The organism is Erwinia sp., from assembly GCF_049696395.1.
GTDB lineage: Bacteria > Pseudomonadota > Gammaproteobacteria > Enterobacterales > Enterobacteriaceae > Erwinia.
Genome location: NZ_JBAVTT010000149.1, coordinates 42,631 through 66,523, shown reverse-complemented (window position 1 = coordinate 66,523; position 23,893 = coordinate 42,631). Strand labels below are relative to the sequence as shown.

General features: G+C 53.7%; 24 protein-coding genes. 7 read left to right on the top strand and 17 right to left on the bottom strand.

The window, feature by feature from the left end:
* A partial coding sequence (locus tag WCC56_RS18015; protein ID WP_424693698.1) for a UTRA domain-containing protein occupies positions 1 to 132 on the top strand: 132 nt, incomplete at its 5' end.
* A 916-nt stretch (positions 133 to 1,048) separates the two neighbouring features.
* On the opposite strand, the gene WCC56_RS18010 is transcribed toward WCC56_RS18015, so the two are convergent.
* From WCC56_RS18010 to WCC56_RS18000, 3 genes are read right to left on the bottom strand one after another with little or no spacing between them, the layout of a single operon-like run.
* Positions 1,049 to 2,152 (bottom strand): M20 peptidase aminoacylase family protein, encoded by a 1,104-nt coding sequence (locus WCC56_RS18010; RefSeq protein ID WP_424693695.1) that lies wholly within the window; start codon positions 2,150 to 2,152, stop codon positions 1,049 to 1,051.
* Between the two features lie 24 nt (positions 2,153 to 2,176).
* The gene (locus WCC56_RS18005) at positions 2,177 to 2,650 is read right to left on the bottom strand and encodes a YjiG family protein (RefSeq protein WP_424693694.1); all 474 of its coding nucleotides are present in this window, start codon (positions 2,648 to 2,650) and stop codon (positions 2,177 to 2,179) included.
* On the bottom strand, positions 2,640 to 3,308 hold the full coding sequence (locus WCC56_RS18000) for a nucleoside recognition domain-containing protein (protein WP_424693693.1): 669 nt from the start codon (positions 3,306 to 3,308) through the stop codon (positions 2,640 to 2,642). Before WCC56_RS18000 ends, WCC56_RS18005 begins: the two co-directional genes overlap by 11 nt.
* Before the next feature lie 347 nt (positions 3,309 to 3,655).
* On the opposite strand from WCC56_RS18000, the gene WCC56_RS17995 reads away from it, so the two are divergent.
* Positions 3,656 to 4,135, top strand: a complete 480-nt coding sequence (locus tag WCC56_RS17995) for a YbjO family protein (protein ID WP_424693692.1) — start codon at positions 3,656 to 3,658, stop codon at positions 4,133 to 4,135.
* Positions 4,136 to 4,194: 59 nt separating this feature from the next.
* On the opposite strand, the gene WCC56_RS17990 is transcribed toward WCC56_RS17995, so the two are convergent.
* The 6 genes from WCC56_RS17990 to WCC56_RS17965 all read right to left on the bottom strand — a co-directional run bounded on the left by WCC56_RS17990 (position 4,195) and on the right by WCC56_RS17965 (position 8,670).
* The gene (locus WCC56_RS17990) at positions 4,195 to 4,932 is read right to left on the bottom strand and encodes a transporter substrate-binding domain-containing protein (protein ID WP_424693691.1); all 738 of its coding nucleotides are present in this window, start codon (positions 4,930 to 4,932) and stop codon (positions 4,195 to 4,197) included.
* 125 nt (positions 4,933 to 5,057) lie between these two features.
* Positions 5,058 to 5,726: an arginine ABC transporter permease ArtM gene (gene artM, locus WCC56_RS17985; RefSeq protein ID WP_424693690.1), complete on the bottom strand. Its 669-nt coding sequence runs from the start codon at positions 5,724 to 5,726 to the stop codon at positions 5,058 to 5,060.
* Positions 5,726 to 6,442: an arginine ABC transporter permease ArtQ gene (artQ, locus tag WCC56_RS17980; protein WP_424693689.1), complete on the bottom strand. Its 717-nt coding sequence runs from the start codon at positions 6,440 to 6,442 to the stop codon at positions 5,726 to 5,728. Before artQ ends, artM begins: the two co-directional genes overlap by 1 nt.
* A 7-nt stretch (positions 6,443 to 6,449) precedes the next feature.
* Positions 6,450 to 7,181 carry an arginine ABC transporter substrate-binding protein gene (artJ, locus tag WCC56_RS17975; protein ID WP_424693688.1) on the bottom strand — a complete coding sequence of 244 codons (732 nt, stop codon included), beginning with the start codon at positions 7,179 to 7,181 and terminating at the stop codon, positions 6,450 to 6,452.
* A gap of 14 nt (positions 7,182 to 7,195) precedes the next feature.
* Positions 7,196 to 7,924, bottom strand: a complete 729-nt coding sequence (artP, locus tag WCC56_RS17970; protein WP_424693687.1) for an arginine ABC transporter ATP-binding protein ArtP — start codon at positions 7,922 to 7,924, stop codon at positions 7,196 to 7,198.
* Between the two features lie 203 nt (positions 7,925 to 8,127).
* Positions 8,128 to 8,670, bottom strand: coding sequence for a lipoprotein (locus WCC56_RS17965; protein WP_424693686.1), 543 nt, complete (start codon positions 8,668 to 8,670; stop codon positions 8,128 to 8,130).
* Between the two features lie 107 nt (positions 8,671 to 8,777).
* Here WCC56_RS17965 and WCC56_RS17960 point away from each other — a divergent pair, with 107 nt between their 5' ends.
* Together WCC56_RS17960 and WCC56_RS17955 are read left to right on the top strand one after the other, a co-directional pair.
* Positions 8,778 to 9,101, top strand: a complete 324-nt coding sequence (locus WCC56_RS17960) for a heavy metal-binding domain-containing protein (protein WP_424693685.1) — start codon at positions 8,778 to 8,780, stop codon at positions 9,099 to 9,101.
* Positions 9,098 to 9,925 carry an N-acetylmuramoyl-L-alanine amidase gene (locus WCC56_RS17955; protein ID WP_424693684.1) on the top strand — a complete coding sequence of 276 codons (828 nt, stop codon included), beginning with the start codon at positions 9,098 to 9,100 and terminating at the stop codon, positions 9,923 to 9,925. The genes WCC56_RS17960 and WCC56_RS17955 overlap by 4 nt, the downstream gene beginning before the upstream one ends.
* 54 nt (positions 9,926 to 9,979) lie before the next feature.
* On the opposite strand, the gene ltaE is transcribed toward WCC56_RS17955, so the two are convergent.
* From ltaE to WCC56_RS17940, 3 genes are all read right to left on the bottom strand, one after another.
* Positions 9,980 to 10,981 (bottom strand): low-specificity L-threonine aldolase, encoded by a 1,002-nt coding sequence (gene ltaE / locus WCC56_RS17950; protein WP_424693683.1) that lies wholly within the window; start codon positions 10,979 to 10,981, stop codon positions 9,980 to 9,982.
* Positions 10,982 to 11,043: 62 nt separating this feature from the next.
* Positions 11,044 to 12,765 carry a ubiquinone-dependent pyruvate dehydrogenase gene (gene poxB, locus WCC56_RS17945; protein WP_424693682.1) on the bottom strand — a complete coding sequence of 574 codons (1,722 nt, stop codon included), beginning with the start codon at positions 12,763 to 12,765 and terminating at the stop codon, positions 11,044 to 11,046.
* 132 nt (positions 12,766 to 12,897) lie between these two features.
* A complete protein-coding gene (locus WCC56_RS17940) occupies positions 12,898 to 13,797 on the bottom strand; it encodes a lysine exporter LysO family protein (RefSeq protein ID WP_424693681.1) in 900 nt (299 codons plus the stop codon).
* Between the two features lie 136 nt (positions 13,798 to 13,933).
* On the opposite strand from WCC56_RS17940, the gene WCC56_RS17935 reads away from it, so the two are divergent.
* A complete protein-coding gene (locus tag WCC56_RS17935; protein WP_424693680.1) occupies positions 13,934 to 15,610 on the top strand; it encodes a DUF2813 domain-containing protein in 1,677 nt (558 codons plus the stop codon).
* A gap of 127 nt (positions 15,611 to 15,737) precedes the next feature.
* On the opposite strand, the gene cspD is transcribed toward WCC56_RS17935, so the two are convergent.
* Positions 15,738 to 15,965 (bottom strand): cold shock-like protein CspD, encoded by a 228-nt coding sequence (cspD, locus tag WCC56_RS17930; RefSeq protein ID WP_424693679.1) that lies wholly within the window; start codon positions 15,963 to 15,965, stop codon positions 15,738 to 15,740.
* 318 nt (positions 15,966 to 16,283) lie between these two features.
* Between cspD and clpS the strand changes: the two genes are divergently transcribed.
* Both clpS and clpA read left to right on the top strand, forming a co-directional pair.
* Complete coding sequence (gene clpS / locus WCC56_RS17925; RefSeq protein ID WP_424693678.1) at positions 16,284 to 16,604, top strand: ATP-dependent Clp protease adapter ClpS; 321 nt, start codon at positions 16,284 to 16,286, stop codon at positions 16,602 to 16,604.
* A gap of 28 nt (positions 16,605 to 16,632) precedes the next feature.
* Positions 16,633 to 18,909: an ATP-dependent Clp protease ATP-binding subunit ClpA gene (gene clpA, locus WCC56_RS17920; RefSeq protein WP_424693677.1), complete on the top strand. Its 2,277-nt coding sequence runs from the start codon at positions 16,633 to 16,635 to the stop codon at positions 18,907 to 18,909.
* Positions 18,910 to 19,001: 92 nt separating this feature from the next.
* Here clpA and infA read toward each other — a convergent pair whose 3' ends face one another.
* The 4 genes from infA to cydD all read right to left on the bottom strand — a co-directional run bounded on the left by infA (position 19,002) and on the right by cydD (position 23,803).
* The gene (gene infA / locus WCC56_RS17915; protein ID WP_002211347.1) at positions 19,002 to 19,220 is read right to left on the bottom strand and encodes a translation initiation factor IF-1; all 219 of its coding nucleotides are present in this window, start codon (positions 19,218 to 19,220) and stop codon (positions 19,002 to 19,004) included.
* A 364-nt stretch (positions 19,221 to 19,584) separates the two neighbouring features.
* Positions 19,585 to 20,277 carry a leucyl/phenylalanyl-tRNA--protein transferase gene (gene aat, locus WCC56_RS17910; protein ID WP_424693676.1) on the bottom strand — a complete coding sequence of 231 codons (693 nt, stop codon included), beginning with the start codon at positions 20,275 to 20,277 and terminating at the stop codon, positions 19,585 to 19,587.
* 32 nt (positions 20,278 to 20,309) lie between these two features.
* Entirely contained in the window at positions 20,310 to 22,037 is a 1,728-nt protein-coding gene (gene cydC, locus WCC56_RS17905; RefSeq protein WP_424693675.1) for a heme ABC transporter ATP-binding protein/permease CydC, read from the bottom strand.
* Positions 22,034 to 23,803, bottom strand: coding sequence for a heme ABC transporter permease/ATP-binding protein CydD (gene cydD, locus WCC56_RS17900; RefSeq protein WP_424693674.1), 1,770 nt, complete (start codon positions 23,801 to 23,803; stop codon positions 22,034 to 22,036). Before cydD ends, cydC begins: the two co-directional genes overlap by 4 nt.
* Between the last annotated feature and the right edge of the window lie 90 nt (positions 23,804 to 23,893).

Here is a 23,893-nt window from a genome sequence, read left to right as displayed (position 1 = left end):
ATTGAGTCCAACGAGCCCTGCCTGTTGATCCGCCGTCAAACCTGGAGTGATGCCAGGATCGTCACGTACGCCAAGCTATTGTATCCCGGTTCGCGCTATAAGCTGCTAGGACGTTTCAAAGGGCATGGCTGATTTTTGGGGTATTTGAGGGTTAAGTTAAAAACCGGCTGCGGTGGTTCGGCGTCGGCATAGAGCGCGTTGCTAAGGCTGCAACGTCCAGGACGGCTGCGGTGGTACGGCGTCAGCATAGAGCGCGTAACTAAGGCTGCAACGTCCAAGACGGCTGCGGTGGTACAGTGTCAGCATAGAGCGCGTTGCTAAGGCTGTAACGACCAGGACGGCTGCGGTGGTACGGCGTCAGCATAGAGCGCGTTATCCGAGACGCCGTGAATACGTCCATGTAGGCTTGGATGCAGCATCCCTGCTGCATACACTCGGCTAACGCGCTCTATGCCGCCACCCATTAGCTTCCGTGTCGTTGAAGGGATTCGTGGACACACAATTCAACACCCACTCTTCAATTCCCAACTCAACCTGCCAGTGTCGTTTTACCTGGCAGATGCCCGCGCTCATTTTTAAAGAGTGGGGAGAGTTTAAGTGGCTGGAGTGAGTTGAAGGTTTGATTGATTTGGATGGTTTGACTGGTTTAAATGGTTTGAATCAGTGGATTTTGAAGTGTGTGGCCCCATTTGAACAGGCAACATTGAAGCTGACGGGAAGGGAGAGAAGGTTGATAAGCAAAGTATCTGCGACATGGACGTCGCAGCTAAGCCTCCAGGGAGGATTCACGGCGTCTTTGTATTCAACCTTCTCTCCCTGACCTGTCACCAGAACCTTCAGAAAACTTGCAGGGTCACAACGACAAACATTCCCTGAGCTGCCACCTGACTGTCCAGACAGAATTCGGCACTATAGAGACAAGTTGTCCCTGACCAGCCACCTGACTGTCCAGACAACTTTCGACACTACAGACACAAGCTCTCCCTGACCTTGCACCAGACCCTTCAGACAACTAACGATCCAGAGCATCCATCCCAATAAGCGTCCCTTATCCCAGCACCTTCTGCACGCAGGTTTTGAATACTTTTATCCCTACTGGTAGCGAGTTCAGGTCGAAATGCATATCCGGGTGATGCAGACCTGGCACTAAACCTGTCCCTAATCCCCAGAAGCCTGACTTGACCTGCGGACGTTGCACGGCGTAGTGGAAGAAGTCTTCGCTGCCTGGCGTGGAACGAACAGGCATCAATGCCTCTACGCCTAATACCTCTTTGATTGACTCCGAAATCAGCGTGGTCATCTCGTCATCAATCTCTGCCGCTGGCATTGATTTCATTACCACGATATCGGCCGTTGCCCCATAACCCGCGACACTGTGTTGGATGGCTTTTTCTACTTTGGCCTGCAACACAGTCATATCTTCGTTTTCTGCTGCGCGAAGATCGAAAACCACTCGCGCTTCGTCCGGAATCGAGTTGGTTACGCCAGCATCACACAGGAAGCGGGTGGCTTTTGCGCTCCAGCTCTTACCTGGTGCCATGTGAACAGCATTGACGGCCTGGACTGCGCTGGCTCCGGCATCCAGTGCATTAATCCCGAGATGAGGGCGCGCACCGTGTGCAGTTTGGCCGTGGATGGTCGCTTCCAGAGTGACACAGGCTGAATAATAAACGGCAGGGATCGCAGTGCCTACCGCACACTCTTCTGCCGGGCGCAGATGGAAGCCCAGAATCATATCGACATCATCAATGGCTCCGCCTGCAATCATCGCTAATGCACCGGTACCTAATTCTTCCGCAGGCTGGAAGATCAGTTTCAGACGGCCTTTTTTCACTGCTCCTTCCGCGATCAGTTCCTGTGCTGCCGTTAACACCACCGACGAGTGGCCATCATGACCACAGGTGTGGCGTGCGCAGGCTTCACCATTGATGATGTGGCCCAGCGCATCCATGTCCGCTCGCAGGGCCAGGGTTGGCCCCGGTACGCCGCTGTCCAGCACCGCTACGATGCCCGTAGTGTCATTGAAATTATCCTGCACCGCATAGCCGGCAGCCTTCAACTGTTGGCTGATGTAAGCCGAGGTTTTGAATTCCTGGAAACCCAGTTCAGGGATCTCATGCAGATAAGCGTAATGTTCTAAAACTTTTAACACGTTAAACACTCCATATTTCAGTTATCAGGCAACCACTCGCATCACCAACATTGAGATGACCGCATTCAGGATGCTGGTCACCATCAGCAGTGGCCAGTACTTCTTTGGAACGTCAGACACTCCCAGCAGACGGCCCATATATTGTAACTGTGCGCCCATCAGGAAAATGGCCGGGGTCAGAATAGTGATATCTGCGCCTGTCAGCACCCCTTTAGCCAGCAGGCTTACAGCCACGCCAGTACCGGCAGAGGAGGAAAGCCATGCGGTAAGCAGCACGGTAATGGCTTCACCAGGCAGGCCAAAAAGCCCCATCACGGGTGCAAACACTTTGCCAATAAATCCCATGATCCCGAGTAAATTTAGCACCTCTGCAATCACATAAGCCATCACCACGTTGGGCAGTAAATTGTGAATGGCGATGTGGAAGCCTTTGCGGGCACCCACCACGAAAATATCGAACGGGTTGTTAGTGGTCAGAGTCTGCGGTTTATTCTGCATGCTGGAAATCTCGCTTGTAGACGGTATTCAATATCAGACGGACAAATGCCGCACCGACAAATTTAAGAACGAACATCACTACCAGCGGGATCAATACCGGAACAGACAGTGAAACAAACAACGCAGAACCAATAGCAAAATAGTTATTGATTAGTCCGGCGCCGGAATATTGCCAGGCAGCCATAATAACCACGTCTTTTTTAGTGATTTGCTGCTCATCATGCAGCTCTTTGGTTAATGCTGCACCAGCATCGGTACTTTGCAGATCGGTAATCAGCGCAAGGCCAGATCGCCCAGGCAGGCCTAATATGGGTTTCAGCAGAGGGGTGAGTAATTTATGCGCAGCGCGAATGGCGCCATAATGGGTAAATATTTCCAACAGACCCAGCGCCAGCATCACGGTGGGGACCAGCGACAGGGCAAATAAGAAACCGGCTTTGGCCCCTAAGCCACCTTCACCCACAAATGTACTGGATGACCCCTCTTTTAGCGTGCCGAACTTGCCGCCCAGCGTGGTGAAATCAAACGCGCCAAGCCACTTCATCCCCTCAACTTTATAGAACAAGCCGGAGAAAAATAATATCGCCACTACCAAAGCCAGATAAGCACCAATGCCTACAGCGACTCTGGCTGGTGAACTGTTTTTGTCTTCCTTCATCAAGGCTACTCCTCCCAAAAATAGAAAAATGCTAATAACGCAGCAAAAAAGGCCTCCTCAGTGGAACTCTTTCGAAAATTGCGCTAAAAATAACCTGTTGTCTGTCAGGCAGTGATAAATTGCAGAGTTCGTGCCAGAGTGGCTGAATTAAGCAAAACTGCTGCCGATAAACAGTATTAGCCGCCATCATTCTGTCTGAAGGTGTGATAAAAAAAGATTTTGTCAGCCGGGCGTTTAATTATTATTCAACCTACTTCAGGTTGTGATCAGGCAAAAAGTCGGCTGACCCCCAATACAGCGCGGATGCACTCTTTTGGGGCGTAACAACAGGTCGTCAGGAGAGGGCTATGTCAGAGGTGTTCAGAGAAGGTAAAGCAGTCCTGAAATCACCATCTTCAGTTCCGGTTGCGGTGCTGGTGGCTGGCATTGCTGTTATTGCCACTCGCTTTCTTGGCGTGGCGTTGCAGCTGCATGATTTAGGTCTGGCTGAAGTCATGAGCTTTGTCTATCGCAGCGCTCAGGCCTGGAACTCCACGTTGATTTTTATCGCCAGCCAGCTGATCTTCTTTTTTGAACTGCGCTGCGCAGTAGCCGTGATGCGGGGTAAAAACTGGGGGCGCTGGGGCTTTGTGGTTTCTCAAATTAGCGTGCTGCTGTATATGTTTTGCGCTTCCATGGGCTGGATCTATCCTGAACTGTTCAGCATCAGTGGCGAAAACAACCTGCAAATCATTCACCTGCTGATCTCACAGAAGCTACCCGATCTGCTGATTATTCTGCTGCTGTTTATGCCGGCCAGCAGCCGGGATTTTTTTCGGCAACGCTAAACGCACAACGCTATACTCCCCGCCCACAGCGTAGTGCTGACGCTGTTCAAGCGCAGGAGCTAAGAAGCCTCGCCAAACCAGCGATAGCGGAGTTTTTCCAGCGTGCCGTCATCCTTCAGGCTTTGCAGGGCAGCATTCAGGTTGTCGCGCAGCTCAGTATTGCCTTTGCGCACCGCAATCCCCAATCCTGAACCGAAAAAGCGGCTGTCAGTGATAGCCTCACCGACTTTCACCAGCTGTGGGTTGGTTTTCAGCAGCTCCTGTATTGCCAGCGTGTCGCCAAATATCCCATCGAGCCTGCCATTGCGAATATCCAATAAGGCATTCTGGTAGTTGTCGTAAGTCACGCCAATAATCTCTGGCCAGGCGGTCGTTAAATAGGCCTGTTGAGTGGTTTCCGCCCCAATCCCAATCCGTTTCCCTTTCAGTTGCTCGATATTGCTGTACAGACCTTTACCGGTGATCAGCGTGCCGGAATTCTTGAAATAAGCCTGGGTAAACTCGACCGTTTTCTTCCTTTCATCGGTGATATCAAGCCCCGAGATAATGGCATCATAACGCCGGAATTTTAACGACGGAAGCAGACGTTCGAAGATGTTGTTGGTGAATATGCATTGCTTTTGCATCCGGTCGCACAACGCTTTAGCCAGATCGATATCAAATCCCACCAGCTGGTTTTCGGCGTTAAGAAACTCAAAAGGGGGATTGTTCGCTGTAGAAGCGAAACGCAGGGGGTCCGCTGCCTGAGTACAGGCACAAATCGAGGATAACAGTAGGGCAAAAACAAACTTAAGCATCACGTACCGTCCTTGCGGTCACATTACCTGGCTAGTATGCAGCGGGTGATGCCTGGGCTATCCATTGATTAACCGCTAAAGAAGGGCTATTTCTGAAGGATACCGGTGACCAGCACCGGTATTGATCAGTTTCTACGTTCAAAGGCCAACGCGCGGCGTTCGATCATCCGCATCATTAAGGTCAGTAAACCGTTTACGCAGAGATAAATCAGTCCTGCTGCCGCAAACACGGAGACATCATACGTGCGACCATACAGCAGCTGACCGTGCCCCATCACTTCCATCAGCGTTATGGTGTAAGCCAGTGACGTACTTTTGAATACCAGCACCACTTCATTGGAGTAAGAGGAGAGGGCGCGCTTGAAGGCATAAGGCAGTAAGATCCGCAGCGTTTCTTTGCGGTTCATGCCCAGCGCTGCGCAAGACTCCCACTGACCTTTAGGGATCGCGCGCATCGCACCATAGAAAAGCTGAGTGGTATAGGCCGCGCTGTTCAATGACAAAGCCAGTAGTGCGCAGAGCCAGGGCTGTGAAAGTAAATGCCACAACCAGGGAATGGCCTGAATCGACGGGAACTGGCCGGGGCCGTAATAGATCAGGAAGATCTGCACCAGCAGCGGAGTTCCGGTGAACAGGGTGATATAACCCCTGACGATCAGCCGTAAGACCGGCACTTTTAGCGCTAAAATAACCGTAAAGATCAGCGCAAAGACCAGCGCCAGGATCAGTGAAGCCACGGTCAGCGTCAGGCTGGTGTGCAAGCCTTTCAGCAGTTCGGGTAAATAGCTCAACATCAGGTATTCCCCTGCTCAAAACGGGTCGCACGGGCATCAATACGCTTCAGCACTTGCTGGCTTAACAAGGTAATGACCAGATAAATGGCTGCCGCCATCAGATACCAGGTGAACGGCTCCTGAGTTCGCGCCGCAATGCTTTTGGTCTGCAGCATAATGTCGTTCACGCTGATTAACGACACCAACGCGGTATCTTTCAGCAGCACCAGCCACTGATTACCCAGGCCTGGTAGAGCATGACGCCACATCTGCGGCAGGATCAGACGGAAGAAGATCGCCGGGGTTTTCATCCCGAGCGCCTGTCCTGACTCCCACTGCCCAACCGGGACCGCTTTAAGCGCACCGCGCAAGGTCTGAGAAGCGTATGAGGCGTAAAGGATCGACAGGGCGATCACCCCGCAGAGAAACGGGCTGACGTCGAAGTTCTGGATATTGACCTGCACCGGGAAGCTGAAGAGGCCCAGATTGATGGTAAAACCATCGGACAAGGTCAGCAGCAGCTGCGAGGCGCCAAAATAGACAAACAGCACTACCAGGATCTCAGGCAGACCACGAAACAGCGTGACCAGGCCGGTGCCCAGCCACGCGACCGGACGCCAGCGGGCCGATTCCCAGGCAGCGAAAATCATCGCCAGAATCAGCCCAACGACCAGTGCAGAAACGGCAAGGCCGACGGTCATGCCGGCGGCGCTTGCTAAAGGATAGAGTTCATTCATTCAGAAATTACTGCTGGAACCATTTGCTGTAGATGGTTTTGTAGGTGCCATCAGCCTTCACTTTATCCAGTGCGGTGTTGAACTGGCCCTGCAATTCCGCATTACCCTGACGCACAGCGATGCCCAGACCGGTACCGAAGTAGGCTTTATCCGTCACTTTCTCGCCAACCGGAGCCAGATTTGCATTCTGCTTCAGCCATTCGTTTACCACGGCAGTGTCACCGAATACCGCATCGATGCGGCCATTTTTCAGGTCCAGAATCGCGTTCTGATAGCTGTCGTAAGGAACCGCATTTACGCCGGTCATTTTTTCCATCAGGTATTTCTGGTGGGTGGTGCCGTTCTGCACGCCAACACGTTTGCCTTTCAGCGCATCAAGAGAGGCGACTTTGCCTTTCTGAGCAATAAACAGCGCAGAGTTGTCATAGTAAGCTTTGGAGAACAAAACCTGTTTTTCACGTTCTGGGGTAATGTCCATTCCGGCCATCACCGCGTCAAAACGACGGAACTTCAGGCTTGGGATCAGGCTGTCGAAAGCCTGGTTGGTGAAGGTACAGGTGGCGTTCATTTCACGGCACAGTGCGTTCGCCAGATCGACATCAAATCCCTGAATTTTGTTTTCGGAATCGACAAATTCAAACGGAGGATAAGAGGCTTCGGTAGCAAATCGGATGGTCTGCGCGGCGCTCGCGCTCAGGCTTAAACCCGCTAACAGTGCGGCAAGTACGACTTTTTTCATCATTATACCCTGCATTAATGCGATAGATAATTGGCAAACGCGTCGGTTTGCGGCTGTTTAAAGCGGCTGGCATCGCCCTGTTCGACCACGTACCCGTTCTCCATATACACCACGCGGCTGGCAGTTTTACGCGCCACTTCCACTTCGTGAGTCACGATAACCTGAGTGATGTTGGTCTGAGCGAGTTCCTGAATAATCGAGACGATCTGAGCGGTAATCTCCGGGTCCAGCGCGGCTGTCGGTTCATCAAACAGCAGCACCGCAGGCTCCATCATCAGCGCTCTGGCGATCGCCACGCGCTGCTGTTGTCCACCGGAAAGGTGCAGAGGAAAACGATCGGCAAATTTGGTCAGACGCAGGCGATCGAGTAATTTCCCGGCGCGGGCATGTGCCTGATCTTTGCTGAGCCCCAGCACACGGCAGGGCGCTTCGATCAGGTTCTGCATCACCGTCAGGTGCGGCCAAAGATTGTACTGCTGAAAGACCATACCCACGTTCTGTCGCAGCTCGCGGATGGCCGCGTCTGACGGGGTTTTACTGAAGTCTATTTGATGGCCTGCAATGCTCAACGTGCCGGAACGCGGCATCTCAAGCAAATTGAGAACGCGCAGCAGAGAGCTCTTACCGGCACCGCTTGGACCCAGCAGAACCAGCGTTTCGCCCTCAGGGCACGCCAGTTGAATGTCGAACAGTGCCTGATGGGCACCGTAAAAGCAGTTAATACCGTTTAGTTGAATACTCATGCGCAAAAAGTGAATAGCAATTGATGCTGCGAATCTTAACGTTGACGGCATACTTATGCAATCATCGTGCGTGAAAATACCTTTATGCCTGCTGTAAACTAAAAGGCTAGCACAAGATCGCGTGCTGTAAGGGAGTTTGAGTAAGAAGAGATCAGAACTGCGAGAGAGATCGTGCCATCAGGCGATGGCACGAAAATAAGTGCTTACTTCAGCAGCAACTGGCTGAGAGAGCCGCCCTTCAGATGCGGGTTCGGGCTGTTGTAGCGCACATCATCGACTGCCCAGCACGTCCCTTCACGTACCATCAGCACTTCATCCTGCCATTGCACCGGCTTGCTGCCATCACGGCTCAGCGTGACGCGCAATGGAATGTTACGTGCATCGGTATTCGGAATGGTCGAGGAATCCGCCACGGTGGCAGACGTGGGTCCAACCGCCAAACTTGAGAAGATATCACCCTGGTTTAATTCAGGATCCCGGTTGGTCTCGCTGTTGGCTTTCAGCAGCGTGTTGTACAGTTTATCGCTCAAATAAGGGCGATATTTGGCTAACTGTTGCGCTGTCGGCATACCCTGAGTAGGCTCTTTCAGGCGTAAATCATAAAACTGCTGAGCCACAGAATCCGGGCCGCCATCTACGCAAGGCCCCATACGTGTACCGATGTCCTTATACGCGGGTTGTACCGTGGTACAGGCACTCAGGAGCAGCGCCATTGGAGCCAGTGCAGCAATCGCTTGGTATTTCATCTTGATTTCCTTATTGTTTCTGGATGACGGTTTTTAGCATAGAGTATAGCCGCTCTGCTTAACCAGAAGGGCTACACTCGGAAAGAACAGCAAATGGAGAGCTTTTAATGAAATTTTCAACTACCCCTACGCTTGAAGGTCACCGCATCACTGATTATTGCGGCGTGGTCACCGGCGAAGCCATTTTAGGGGCTAATATTTTCCGCGATTTCTTTGCCGGTATCCGCGATATCGTCGGTGGCCGTTCAGGTGCCTATGAGAAAGAGTTGCGGAAAGCCCGGCAGATTGCCTTTGCCGAGTTGGAAGAACAGGCCAAAGCGCTGGGCGCCAATGCCGTGGTAGGGATTGATATCGATTATGAAACGGTGGGCAAAGACAGCAGCATGTTGATGGTCAGCGTAAGCGGCACCGCAGTTAAAATCAGTCAGTGATGAGGCTGTTGATATTGGCAGTGGCTACGCTGCTGCTAAGTGCCTGCGGTTCATCAGAGTATGAGCCTCATCCGGGTTATACCGTTGATACCAGCCATCCTGCTTATGGCGCGCGTCCGCGCATTAAAGTGCTGGTGATCCACTACACCGCGGGAGACTTCCCCAGCTCGCTGGCTACCCTGACCGATCTCGATGTGAGTGCGCATTACCTGATCCCGGCTAAACCGCGTAAAAGAGAGCATCAGCCGGTGGTGTTCCGTCTGGTGCCGGAAACTGAGCTTGCCTGGCATGCGGGTCCCAGCTTCTGGCGGGGAGCGTCAAGGTTGAATGACACTTCTGTCGGTATCGAACTCGAGAATCAGGGTTACAAGCAGACGTCCGGTGGACGGATTTGGTTTCCCTTTTCTCAGCCACAGATTGCGGCGCTGCTGCCGCTGACAAAGGACATCGTGCGACGATATGCCATCCGGCCACAGGATGTGGTTGGGCACAGTGATATTGCCCCGCAGCGTAAAGTAGATCCGGGGCCGCTATTTCCCTGGAAATGGCTGGCAGAGCAAGGGGTTGGCGCATGGCCGGATGCCGGACGAGTGCGTTTTTATCTGGCAGGCAGACCGCCTGAAGAGCTGGTAAGTCAGCCCCATTTGCTGACGCTACTCTCCCTTTATGGCTATCAGGCCAGTCCAGAGATGACCCCAGCCGAACAGCGCAATGTGATTGCGGCTTTTCAGATGCATTTCCGCTCTGCAAACTATCTGGGTCTGCCTGATGCGGAAACGGAAGCTACGGTGAGGGCTTTGCTTGAGAAGTACGGTGCAGGTTAAGGGGCTTCGAGGAGAAAAAGCCAAACCTCAAGGGAGGGGTTTGGCTCTGGGCTGTTAAGCAGCGAGGAACGCCTTCCACTGAGCGACGAGGGTTTCCAGCGCGTGACGATCGATATCCAGATGCGTTACCAGACGCGTTACGGCACCGGTGCTGATCAGGATATCCTGCTGCTTCATCCAGACTTTCAGCGGCGTAATCTGCGCTTCTGGCAGCCGCACAAACACCATATTGGTGTCCTGACGGGAAACCTCCACGCCAATCGATTTTAACTGCTCTGCCAGCCAGGCCGCATTGTCGTGGTCGTCTTTCAGACGGGCGACATTGTGCTCCAGCGCATATAATCCCGCCGCCGCCAGAATGCCGGACTGACGCATTGCGCCGCCGGTCATTTTACGCCAGCGACGGGCACGTTGAATGTACTCAGCGCTGCCGCACAACAGTGAACCTACCGGCGTTCCCAGTCCTTTTGACAGGCAGAGGGTCAGCGTGTCGCAATAACGGGTTAGCGCTTCCAGCTCTACACCGAGTTCCACGCTGGCATTGAAAAGACGCGCGCCGTCGACATGCAGAGCAAGTTTATGCTGGCGGGTAAATTCCCAGGCGTCTTTCAGATAGGACATCGGCAGGACTTTGCCGTTGTGGGTGTTCTCGAGGCTCAGCAGTTTGGTGACGGCAAAGTGGAAATCGTCAGGCTTGATAAACTGAGCCACCACATCCAGCGGCAGCGTGCCGTCAGAGGCGGCCAGAATAGGTTGCGGCTGAATGCTCCCTAACACGGCAGCGCCGCCAGCTTCGTACTTATAGTTATGGGCCAGCTGACCCACAATGTACTCTTCCCCGCGCTGACAATGGCACAGCAGCGCAATCAGGTTAGCCTGAGTGCCGGTCGGTAAAAAGAGGGCGGCCTCTTTGCCGGTTAACTGGCTGGCTTTAGCTTCAAGTGCATTGACCGTGGGGTCATCGCCGTAAACATCATCCCCGGTTTCTGCGGTCATCATCGCGGAAAGCATCGCCTGGCTGGGGCGAGTCACCGTATCACTGCGTAAATCAATCACACCTGAGCTCCTCTAATGAAAACGGACGCCGTAGCGTCCGTAAAAAAAGACCTGTCAATGTTTTACCGCAGCCAGTTGGTTTTTGCCAGTTCAACCACTTCATCGCCACGCCCATTGATCACCGCTCTGAGCATATACAGACTGAAGCCTTTCGCCTGCTCCAGCTTGATTTGTGGCGGCATCGCCAGTTCATCTTTGGCGGTCACCACGTCAACCAGCACCGGGCCGTCATGAGCCAGTGCTTCCTGAAGCGCTGCATCGAGATCGGAAGCTCGCTCCACCCGGATCCCCTTCACGCCACAGGCGGTGGCAATGTCCGCAAAATTCGGATTTTCCAGATCGGTGCCGTCAGTCAGGTAACCGCCCGCTTTCATTTCCATCGCCACAAAGCCCAGCACACTGTTGTTGAAAATCACCAGCTTCACCGGCAGTTTCAGTTGAGCAACCGAGAGGAAATCTCCCATCAGCATGCTGAAGCCGCCATCGCCACACAGGGCAATCACCTGGCGCTGCTTATCGAGCGACTGAGCACCCAGGGCCTGCGGCATGGCATTCGCCATCGATCCATGATTGAAAGAGCCAATCAGCCGGCGTTTGCCGTTCATCTTCAGGTAACGGGCTGCCCAGACTGTCGGCGTTCCCACGTCGCAGGTGAAAATGGCATCTTCATCAGCAAAGTGACTTAACTGTTGGGCCACATATTGGGGATGGATGGCCTGTTTATCATTGGCGGTGGCCAGATTATCCAGCTCTTTGCGGGCATCGACGTAGTGCTCCAGCGCTTTGTCCAGGAAGTCGCGATCCGTCTTCACGTCCAGCTGAGGCAACAGCGCTGTCAGGGTCGTTTTGATGTCGCCAATCAACGCCATATCAACGTGACTGTGCGAACCAATGCTGCCTGGATTGATATCAATCTGAATGATTTTCGCCTCGGCAGGATAGAACGCCCGGTAAGGGAACTGCGTGCCAAGCAGCACTAACGTCTCTGCGTTCATCATCGCGTGGAAGCCGGACGAGAAGCCGATTAGCCCGGTCATGCCGACGTCATAAGGATTGTCGTATTCCACGTGCTCTTTGCCGCGCAGAGCGTGCACAATTGGCGCTTTCAGCGTCTCTGCAAGCTTCACCACCTCCGCGTGCGCGCCAGCACAACCACTGCCGCACATCAGGGTAATGTTACGTGAGTCGTTAAGTAATTCTGCCAGTTTGGCCATCTCGCTGGCTTGAGGCTGCACCACAGGCAACTGAGGAGGATACCAGTTCGCCGTTGCACCTTCAGGCGCCAGTTTCAGGGCGACATCACCAGGCAGCACCACCACAGAAACGCCACGATTGAGAATGGCTTTACGCATCGCAATGCCCAGCACCTGCGGCAATTGCTCCGGGTTGGAGACCAGTTCGCAGTAGTGGCTGCATTCGCGGAACAGTTCCTGCGGATGGGTTTCCTGGAAATAGCCACTGCCTATTTCACTGGAAGGGATGTGTGCGGCAATCGCTAACACCGGGACGCGGTTGCGATGACAGTCGAATAAACCGTTGATCAGATGCAGGTTACCGGGACCACAGGAGCCCGCACAGACAGCCAGTTCACCGCTGATTTGCGCTTCGGCACCGGCAGCAAAAGCGGCGACTTCTTCATGGCGGGTAGGCATCCATTCGATGGTGCCCATTTTGTTCAGGCTGTCACTCAGCCCGTTCAGGGAGTCACCGGTGACTCCCCAGATACGTTTTACCCCGGCGCTTTCTAACGTTTTCGCCACCAGGGCGGCTACGGTCTGTTTCATGCCTTTCTCCGTTTGGCTTATCTCAAATTAGTCAGACTAAAGCATAGACGAAGCCGGGAGGTTGTCAGGGAAAGGGCGGTGGTCAAACGTGCGGTTTACGGCAGCCCGCAGGCTGCCAGAGAGTCAGGAGGCTCAGGAGGAGAACAAAGCGATCAGGATCGGCGCGAACAGGCTGAGGAGAAAACCATGAACAATAGCGGCTGGCACAATCTCCGTTCCGCCGCTGCGTTGCAGCACTGGCAGGGTGAAATCCATCGAGGTTGCGCCACAAAGCCCGAGGGCGCTGGAGCGGTGGCGGGAGATCAGCGCCGGGATCAGCATGATCGCCAGCAGTTCGCGCAACAGATCGTTAAAGAAGGCGGCGCTACCGATGACAGGGCCAAAGGATTCCGTCATCAGAATGCCGGACAGCGAGTACCAGCCGAAGCCAGAGGCCATCGCCATTCCTGTTTTTAGCGGCAGGCCAAGCGCTAATGCCGTCAGCACGCCTCCGACCATGGCGCTTAGGAACACCACCATCGCTACCATCAGGCCACGGCGATTCAGGATGATTTGACGCAGCGTCATCCCGCTCCCGCGCAGCTGTAATCCCACCAGGAACAGCAAGAACAGCAACGCGTATTCACTGGCCAGTGAGGCAAACTTCAGTGGCGCCCAGTGACTCAAACCCAGCAGAAATCCAACCACCACCACACCGCACAACTTCAACGATTCCAGCGCCATATGCAGACGGGAAGGAAGGGCTTCCTGGCGGTGCGTGTGCGTCCACGGACGGCGAGACTCTAACAACCGCAATGCCAGCAAATTACAGATCAGGATGCAGACCGCACTTACCGCGCAGTAATGGAAAATAGAGACCAGGTTGCTGCTCAGGTCGTCCAGGAAGGCCAGACTGATCCCCATAAAAAACAGGATGACGTAGACCATCCAGCTGAGAAGCTTGTTCACCAGTCGCAGCAAGGAAACGTTTTTGGTCGGCAGAATGTAGCCGAGGATCAAAGGCAGAAGAATGATCAGCAAGCCTGAATACATGGGGCAGGTCGTCCTTGGGAGAATTTGTCGCGTCAAGCTAGCGAAAATTCTTTAGAGAGTAAAGCAAAGTTCCAGCCTGCACCTTGACCCGTGGCGTTATGGCAACCATTCTCAATAAAAACAAAGGGAAAAGAAGATGATCCTTGCGCATATAACCCTCACTGGTTTCCGTGGCATCAGCCATCTCTCGCTGCCTCTTGAGCGGGGAAACGTGCTCATTGGTGAAAATGCCTGGGGCAAGTCCAGCCTGCTTGATGCGCTGACGCTGCTGCTGTCCCCTGAGGAGCCTCACTATCAATTTTCCGAGCAGGATTTCTATTATCCGCCGGGTGAACAGGAGGAACGGCAGCAACAGTTGTCTGTCCAGTTTACCTTCCAGGAAAGTGAGACAGGCGAAGCCCTGAGAGCCACGCAGTTGGCGATTTTCTCTCCTGTCTGGCAGGACGGCAACGATAACCTCAGGCATTTGATTTACAGAGTGGAAGCCGAGTTGAAGCCCGACCGTAGCGTGGTGACCAGGCGCCAGTTTGTCACCGGACAGGCTGAAAATCTGTCGGAAGCCGAGGTGAATGCTTTGGTCGCGCAATTAATTCGCTTCCATCCTGTATTGCGCCTGCGCGATGCCCGCTTTACTCGTCGGCTACGTCAATCAGCGGCTGACAGCACGTCAGGAGAGTCGCTGGGCTCACTTGCCGGGCAAATTGATACGCTGACTCGCAATCTGGTTTCGCGTCCTGAGAGCCTTACTGATGAGGCGATAAAACAGGGCTTGCTGACGCTGCAGCAGCTTTTGGAGCACTATTTTGCTCTGCAACCGGCAACGGATTCGCTTCCGCGAGGCAGAATGACGCCGCAACAGCGCCACACTCGCCAGGGATGGCGCGCGTTGGATAGCCTGAAGCATGTGGTGGCTGAAGCGGATAATCGTAGCCGGCAGTTGATCCTGCTGCGGATGTTTTCGCTGCTGGTGCAGGCGAAAGGTGCTTATCAGCTCGATCCCCTTGCCCGTCCTCTGCTGCTGATTGAAGACCCGGAAACACGACTGCACCCGATCATGCTGGCGGTGGCCTGGGGTTTGCTTGCGCTGCTGCCGCTGCAAAAAATTACCACCACCAATTCCGGCGATCTGCTGTCACAAGTTCCCGTAGAAGCGGTTTGTCGTTTGGTACGAGAAGACCGCAAAGTGGTTGCCTGGCGACTTGGCCCTTCAGGTATGAACGCCGAGGAGAGCCGCCGGATCGCTTTTCATATCCGTTTTAACCGGCCTTCTTCACTTTTTGCCCGCTGCTGGCTGCTGGTGGAAGGGGAGACAGAGGTTTGGGTGATGAACGAACTGGCGCAACAGTGCGGATTTCATTTTGCCGCTGAAGGGATCAAAGTGATTGAGTTCGCCCAGTCTGGTCTGCGTCCGCTGCTAAAATTTGCCCAAAGAATGGGAATCGCCTGGCATGTGCTGACCGATGGCGATCCCGCAGGGAAGAAGTATGCAGCAACGGCCAGAAGCCAACTGCACGAGCATCGCCAGCATGAACATCACCACCTGACCGAGTTACCCGCACTGGATATGGAGCATTTCCTGTATAAGCAGGGATTTTCAGAAGTTTATCATCGTAGTGCTCACCTGCCAGCGAACGTGCCGATGTCTGTGCGGCGGATTATCAGCAAAGCGATTCAGCATTCGTCGAAACCTGATCTGGCGATAGCTGTGGCAACGGAAGCCGCCGAACGTGGTGTAGCCTCGGTGCCACCTGTTCTGAGAGAGATGTTTGCCACGGTGCAATGGCTGGCAAGAGGGAAAGGGGATGAATTCTGAAATCGTTCCCTTGAAAAGGGCGGGAGCAGCCCAATCTTAAAGGTATTGCCAGAAGTCGCTCATAAAAATGCCAGCGTGCATGGCTGGCATTTTACTGTAGGGTTGTTCAGAATGAGGTAAGGAAAGGTCAGGCACTGACTGCCATTGCCGTTTCCACTGGGACAATGAGGCTGGCATGATTGCCCTTCGGTCCCTCATGCACATCAAACTGGACTTGCTGCCCGGCTTTCAGCGTTCTGTATCCATCCATCTTGATGGTCGAGTAGTGCGCGAAGATATCCTCGCCGCCACTGACTGGACAGATAAAGCCGAAGCCTTTGGCATTATTGAACCATTTAACAGTACCCGTCTCCATGCTTCTACTTCCCTCGCAAGACATTCGAATGAGTGAGGTGGCGAGGCTTAAAGCCTCTAAGCTGGGTAAATCGCATTCAGCTTATGCCTGTACTGTAGAGAATTGGCATTGAGCGTCAAGCAAATGGGGCGTTCAAACGGGGACGAAATCGTCAAAATTTGAAGCAGTTAACGCTATTGCGAATTTTGTGATGGAGGTCGCGTAGCAGCAGTTTGATGCAAAAAATCACCGGCGTCGGCCAGCATTCTGGGCGTGTTAAACTTACCCTTAATAATGCTAGTCTGACCTGAGTAAGTAACGTGTTGAGATTGGGTACGTATGGCAAACACTAACGATTGGCTTAACTTTGAACACCTTGCAGATGACAAGCTCCGTGAAGGGCTTAAGCCACCTTCGATGTATAAAGTTATTCTGAACAATGACGATTATACACCTATGGAATTTGTTATTGACGTGCTGCAAAAGTTCTTTTCTTATGATACTGAACGTGCAACGCAACTGATGCTTGCGGTCCATTACCAGGGAAAGGCGATCTGCGGAGTCTTTACTGCCGAAGTGGCAGAAACCAAAGTCGCTCATGTAAATAAGTACGCCAGGGAGAACGAGCATCCGTTGCTGTGTACGCTGGAAAAAGCCTGAATAAGGCAATCTATTGGGGGAGGTGCCTATGCTCAATCAAGAACTGGAACTCAGTTTAAATATGGCTTTCGCCAGAGCGCGCGAGCACCGTCATGAGTTTATGACCGTCGAGCATTTATTGCTGGCATTGCTCAGTAACCCATCGGCCCGAGAGGCGTTAGAAGCCTGCACGGTCGATATTGTGGCGCTCCGGCAGGAACTCGAAGCCTTCATCGAACAAACCACCCCGGTCTTGCCGGTCAGCGAAGAAGAGCGCGACACTCAGCCGACGCTCAGTTTCCAACGCGTATTACAGCGCGCCGTATTCCACGTGCAGTCATCCGGTCGTAGCGAAGTTGCTGGTGCTAACGTTCTGGTCGCTATTTTCAGCGAACAGGAGTCGCAAGCCGCTTATCTGCTGCGTAAGCACGAAGTGAGCCGCCTTGATGTGGTTAACTTCATTTCCCACGGGACTCGTAAAGATGAACCGGGTCCGGCGTCAGGTGCGGAAAACCCGGTCAACGAAGAGCAAGCAGGCGGGGAGGATCGTATGGAAAACTTCACCACCAATCTTAATCAGCTTGCTCGCGTAGGTGGGATTGACCCACTGATCGGGCGCGATAAAGAACTGGAGCGTACGGTTCAGGTACTTTGCCGTCGTCGTAAAAACAACCCGCTACTGGTGGGTGAGTCTGGCGTAGGGAAAACGGCCATTGCGGAAGGCCTGGCCTGGCGCATTGTGCAGGGTGACGTGCCGGAAGTGATGAAAGATGCCACGATTTATTCGCTGGATATCGGCTCACTGCTGGCAGGCACCAAATACCGTGGTGATTTTGAAAAACGTTTCAAAGCGCTGTTAAAACAGCTTGAGCAGGACACCAGTAGCATTCTGTTTATCGATGAAATCCATACCATCATCGGTGCCGGTGCGGCTTCTGGCGGCCAGGTGGATGCCGCTAACCTGATTAAGCCGCTGCTCTCCAGCGGGAAGATCCGCGTGATGGGTTCCACAACCTATCAGGAGTTCAGCAACATCTTTGAAAAAGACCGTGCGCTGGCTCGCCGTTTCCAGAAGATCGACATTACCGAACCTTCTGTCGACGAGACCGTGCAGATCATCAATGGTCTGAAACCGAAATACGAAGCTCACCACGATGTGCGCTACACCGCGAAAGCGGTCAGAGCAGCCGTCGAGCTGGCGGTTAAGTACATCAACGACCGTCATCTGCCTGACAAGGCGATTGACGTGATTGATGAGGCGGGCGCTCGCGCACGTCTGATGCCGGCCAGCAAGCGTAAGAAAACGGTTAACGTGTCGGATATCGAATCTGTGGTTGCCCGCATCGCGCGTATTCCAGAGAAGAGTGTTTCTGCCACTGACCGTGACACGCTGAAAACGCTGAGCGATCGCCTGAAAATGCTGGTCTTTGGCCAGGATGATGCGATTGAGGCCTTAACCGAAGCGATCAAAATGAGCCGCGCCGGATTGGGTCAGGATCGTAAACCTGTCGGTTCCTTCCTGTTTGCCGGCCCAACGGGCGTAGGTAAAACAGAAGTGACTGTGCAGCTGGCGAAAGCGTTGGGCATTGAGCTGCTGCGTTTCGATATGTCGGAATACATGGAGCGTCACACCGTCAGCCGTTTGATTGGTGCGCCTCCGGGCTACGTTGGCTTCGATCAGGGCGGCCTGCTGACGGATGCGGTTATTAAGCATCCACATGCCGTCGTACTGCTTGATGAAATTGAGAAGGCACACCCGGATGTCTTTAACCTGCTGCTGCAGGTGATGGATAACGGCATGCTGACTGATAACAACGGCCGTAAAGCCGATTTCCGTAACGTGGTAGTGGTGATGACCACCAACGCCGGCGTACGGGAAACTGAACGTAAGTCGATCGGCCTGATCCATCAGGATAACAGCACCGATGCGATGGAAGAGATCAAGAAGATCTTTACGCCAGAATTCCGTAACCGTCTGGACAATATTATCTGGTTCAAACACCTCGATACCGAGGTTATTCATCAGGTTGTCGACAAGTTTATTGTCGAACTGCAGGCGCAGCTGGATGCGAAAGGCGTGTCGCTGGAAGTCAGCGATGAAGCCCGAGACTGGCTGGCAGCGAAAGGGTATGACAAAGCGATGGGCGCACGCCCAATGGCTCGTACCGTGCAGGAATGCCTGAAGAAACCGCTGGCGAACGAACTGCTGTTCGGTTCACTGGTGGATGGCGGCTCGGTGTCGGTGGCTCTCGATAAAGAGAAAAACCAGCTGACCTATGACTTCGTCAGCGCTGAGAAGCGTAAAACGGTAGGATCAGAACACTAAGCTGTCTGACAGACAGAAAAAAGGCCGGATAAAATATCCGGCCTTTTTTTATGGGTGCTGCGGCTACGGGCGGCAGCACGGCTGAATGCTAATTAGCGACTACGGAAGACAATGCGGCCTTTGCTCAGGTCGTACGGGGTCAGCTCTACAGTGACTTTGTCGCCCGTCAGGATGCGGATATAGTTTTTGCGCATTTTACCGGAGATGTGAGCGGTAACCACGTGTCCATTTTCTAACTCAACGCGGAACATGGTGTTAGGTAACGTATCCAGTACGGTACCCTGCATTTCAATATTGTCTTCTTTGGCCATCGAATCCTCTAGGTGTTACAACCTTAGTTTTGAACCGGCAAGATAATGCCGAATTTCAAGTATTATGTAAAGAATTGTTGGTGATTTCACCAGCATCAACCCCACTGTTACGCGTTTTGCGCAGTGGAGCTCACGTTTCAAAAAGTGCAGTGTATGACGTCAGCGTGGGGGAATAAGCGGGCTAAAAATGGGTCTCGCATTCGCTCCTGTGCGCAATGCCAACCGAAAGACAAGGTGCGTTAATATTCCCAGCCAGGCCAATCCCGGCTCGCCAGTAACAGGAGGCGAAGGGCGGACGACATACCAAACGCGCATATTATATCACTGTTATCCACTCTTGCGTGGAAAACATCGATTAATAGCACTAAAAAAGGGTCTGCGGCTGCCAGCAGTCATTTGAAAGCGGTTGATCTGCCAGAGAGTTGACCTGATGCAGGTAATCCGCACGGCCGATCTCTTCTGCGCCAAGCGAGGCGGTGTGCGGGTTAATAACCTGGCAGTCTATCACTTTTCCGCCCTGTTGTTGGAAATAGCGGCTGAAAACGAGTAAAGCGGTTTTTGAGGCATTTTCCCGTCGGCTGAACATCGATTCGCCACAAAAAATCTGCCCCAATGCCAGTCCGTACATCCCGCCAACCAGCACGTTTTCATGCCAGACTTCAATCGACTGCGCATGGCCTGCCTCAAACAGCTTCAGCCAGGCGCGGCGGACTTCATTGGTTATCCAGGTTCCTTCTTCACGATCGCTGGCGCAGCCTTCGATAACATCATAAAAATTCTGGTTGAGCGTCACACGGTAGGGCGACTGCTGATGAAAGCGTTTCATGCTGCGGCTCAGGTGGAACCGTTCTGGATAAAGCACCGCACGCGGATCTGGCGACCACCAGAGAATAGGGTCGCCCGGCGAGAACCAGGGGAAAATACCCCGATGATAAGCGCTTAGCAGACGCGCAGGGCTGAGATCGCCACCCATTGCCAGCAGGCCATTGGGTTCGCGCAGCGCCATTTCCGGCGGCGGAAAATTGAGTGACTCCCTTGAGAGTTGGATCAGGCGCATGTTTACAGCCTCAGCGGCACGAGAGGCTATGACTATAGCGCAAACCGCTGGTGAAAATACCAGTAGCGACCGTGTTTTGAGATTAATTCGACATGATTTCCCTGCTCGATGATCCTGCCACTGTCCATAATGCAAATTTTGTTGAAGTGCTGCAGCCCCTGAAGACGGTGAGTGACCATAATCATCGTTTTGTTTTCGGCTACTTTATGCAGCAACGCCAGAATTTGCTTCTCGGTTTCGGCATCAAGGCCTTCTGTGGGTTCATCCAGCAGCAGTAAATCACCGCCGTGCAGCAACGCGCGTGCAAGTCCAAGCCTTCTTAACTCGCCGCCAGAGAGCTGGCGTCCACCTTCACCCAGCCAGGCATTCAGTGCCTGATCGTCATCCAGCAACGCGCTAAGGCCGACCTGCTGAAGGATCGCGACTAATTGCTCATCGCTGCTTTCAGGGGCGGCCAACAGCAGATTCTCCCGCAGCGTGTTGCTGAACAGGTGAACGCGTTGAGTGACCACGCTGGTGGAGGCGCGCAGGGAGGCTTCGTCCCACTGTGAGATGGGCTGACCGTTGAGAAGTAGCGTTCCGCTCTTAGCATCCCAGGCGCGGGTCAACAGCTGAAGCAAGGTGGATTTTCCACAGCCGGTTCTGCCTAGCAGCGCAACATGTTCACCCTTTGCAACGTCCAGAGAAAAAGAGTCCAGTGCCGGAGAATTGTCGCCATAGCTGAAGCTGAGATCCTTCACGCTAAGAGATACGCCTTCTGTGGATTGCCGCTGGTTAGTCGCAAAGCGGACCGCAGGTTGCTGATTGATGACTTCAGAAACGCGAGTAGCCGAAGCCATTACCTGACCCAGATGCAGGAACGCACCACTAACCGGAGCAAGGGCTTCAAAGGCTGCCAGAGCACAAAAGACGAACAGGGCAATGAACGCACCTGGCTGGGTCTCCATTCCTACGCCGCCGGCGCTAAGCCATAAAATCAGCACCACGGTAAACCCGGTGATCAGGATGAGTAACCCCTGGGAGATGCCCATCAGGCTTGCCTGACTTTTCTGTGCTGCCATCCAGCGCGTTTCAGTGTCGTCCAGATTGTTGCGGAAAAGCTGAGCCGCACCATAGAGCGCCAGCTCCGCCTGAGCCTGTAACCAGTCAGTCAATTGGCTACGGTATTGACCACGAAGTGACGTCAGGGCGATGCCAGCAGGCTTTCCGGCGCGATAGAACAGCGGAGGCAGCAGCAACAGCGTCATCAGCATCAGCCCGCCCAAAATCATCGCCAGATGCCAGTCCAGCCAGCTCAGGCCAACGGTCACGGTAAGGATCACAACCAGAGCGCCAAACAAAGGTGAGATCACGCGCAAATAAAGATGGTCGAGCGTATCAACATCGGCTACCAGCCTGTTCAGCAAATCCCCTTTACGGTAACCACTTAGTCCGGCGGGGGAGAGCGGTAACAATTTGCTGAAGGTAAACACCCGCAGATGTTGGAGCACTCTGAAGGTGCCGTCGTGGCTGAACAGTCGCTCAAAATAGCGTGCAGCCGTGCGGGTTATCGCCGCGCCGCGCACGCCAGCAGCAGGCAGCATGTAGTTAAAACTGTATAACCCGGCAAAGCCCGCCACGGAGGAAGCCGCGAGGAACCAGCCTGAAAGTGTTAACAGACCAATACTCGCCAGCAGCGTAATGATGGCCAGCACCACACCAAGCGAAAGCCGCCAAATGTGACGACGGTAAAGGGCCAGAAAAGGCATTAAAATTTTCATTCCACGGTCTCCTGACGCTGAGCGGCAAGTTCGGCAAAGGCACCCGGCGAGCGCAGAAGCTCAGCGTGATCGCCTTGCTGGAGAATTTTCCCGTTACGCATCAGCCAGATTTCATCCCAACGGCCCAGTTGATCCAGCTGGTGGGTGATCAGCAGCGTGGTCTGAAGGTAGGAAGCCGCCAGCAAGGCTTCATTCACCCGCTGCTCGCTGTGGCTGTCGAGGCTGGAACCCGGCTCATCAAGCAACAGAAAATGGCAGGGTTTATACAGCGCTCTGGCAACCGCAACACGCTGGGCCTGACCTACAGAAAGTGATGAAGCGTGCTCACCAATTTGACTGTCCACCCCGTCAGGAAGCTGTGACAGGAACTCTTTGACGCCTGCCTGCTCACAGACTTGCTCAAGTTTGACCGGGTCAACTGAGCCTGACAGAGCAATATTCTGCCGCACAGTGGTCGCAGGCAGATGAGGGTTCTGCCCAACCCAGGCGAGTTGCTGTTGCCAGAACTCAGGCGAAATTTCCCGCAGTTCCGTGCCGTTAACGCGCAGTGAGCCCTGATAGGGAAGAAACCCCAGCAGCACGTTGAGCAGGGAGGTTTTACCAGCGCCGCTTTGCCCTACCAGCGCAATGCGCATGCCGGGAAGGAGAGTGAAGCTCAAGGGGCCTGCCAGCACTTTGCCATCAGGTGAGAGGATCTGCAGCTCTTCTGCCTGGAAGGTCAGGCCATTCTGCGTATCAATGACCTTTTCGCCTTGAGCAGAGGTCAGGGTTTCACTCTGATTCAGAAACGTTTCCAGCGAGTCTGCGCCGCCTACGGCCTGAGCTTTGGCATGATAAAACGCGCCTAAATCCCGCAGTGGCTGGAAGAACTCTGGTGCGAGGATCAACGCAAGGAAACCGGCAAACAGCGTGACGCCGGAACCATAATGACCAAAGTTGAGTTCGCCCAGGTAAGAGAAGCCGAAATAGACCGCCACAACCGCGATGGAAAGCGAGGCGAAAAACTCCAGTACTGCGGAAGAGAGGAAAGCTAAGCGCAGGACTTCCATGGTTCGCTGACGGAAATCTTCCGATGCATGGCGAATACTTTCAGTTTCTGCCTCTGCGCGATGGAACAGGCGCAGGGTTTCCAGCCCGCGTAAACGATCGAGGAAGTGGCCGCTGAGCCTGGCCAGCGCCTTAAAATTACGGCGATTGGCATCAGCTGCGCCCATTCCTACCAACGCCATAAACAGCGGTATCAATGGCGCGGTACACATCAGGATCAGTGCAGCTGCCCAGTTAACCGGGAAGAGGGCGATAAGAATAAAGAACGGAATAAAAACGGACAGCAGCATCTGCGGCAGATAGCGGGAGTAGTAATCCTGCATATCCTCAATCTGTTCAAGCAGCAGCGTGGCCCAACTGCCTGCCGGTTTGCCCTGAATCCAGGCTGGCCCCAGTGCGCTGAGCTGGTTTAGCACGGTACGACGAAGCGTGGTTCTGATGGCCTTGCCGCATTCGAACCCGACTTTTTCGCGTAGCCACGCCAGCACGCCTCGCAGCGCAAAACAGGTGAACAGAGAGACAAATTGTGAGAGCAGGGCTTCTCTCGGCGTGTGATCAACAATCAGGGCTTGTAGCAACGAGGCCAGCAACCACGCCTGGCAGACAATCAGCAGGGCGCTAAGCATGCCAAGGATCAGAGAGAGCCGTAACCAGCGTTTACCGTGCCCGGTCTGGCTTTTTAACCAACGGAGTAACTGTTGCTGCCGTGTTTTGTTCATGCTTTTCCAGCTGAGCGTTAAACGAAAGAGGAGAAAACATCCCTGCTAAACACAGGGGGAATTGGCTGGCAATGTTACAATGTGGAAAGC